The sequence below is a fragment of the Snodgrassella sp. CFCC 13594 genome (genome assembly GCF_001590725.1).
GTDB lineage: Bacteria > Pseudomonadota > Gammaproteobacteria > Burkholderiales > Neisseriaceae > Snodgrassella.
Window position 1 is genome coordinate 1 of the sequence record NZ_LQXR01000099.1, and the last position, 376, is coordinate 376.

Annotated in this window: 1 protein-coding gene; it reads left to right on the plus strand. The window is 40.7% G+C overall.

Annotation, left to right across the window (positions count from 1 at the left end; translation table 11 throughout):
* Nucleotides 1-376: hypothetical protein (locus tag A2F46_RS12775; RefSeq protein ID WP_197457680.1), on the plus strand; the 376-nt coding region annotated here is incomplete at both ends.

The window sequence follows — 376 nt, forward strand, 5'->3', positions numbered from 1 at the left end:
TGCCAATAACATCACTGATTATGCAGTTGATTTGAGTGATGCAACCAAAGACAGTTTGATTAATGCAGACACTGCATTACAAACAGTCGTGACTCAGATTGACGGTAAAGATGTTAAAACCCTTAATAAAGCTGACAACAAAGCCAACTTTGTTACTGGTGACAACATAGAACTGACTGCTGACGCAGCAGGTGGTATCAAAGTTTCAACAGCAAAAGATGTCACATTCACCAATGTGAACACCACGAACTTAACCACGACAGGTGAAACCAAATTGGGTAACAACTTTGTTGTGAACAATACTGGTGCGACCTATACAGGCCCGATCACTGAAGGCGATCACATCACCAATAAAACCTATGTAGACAAATCTACA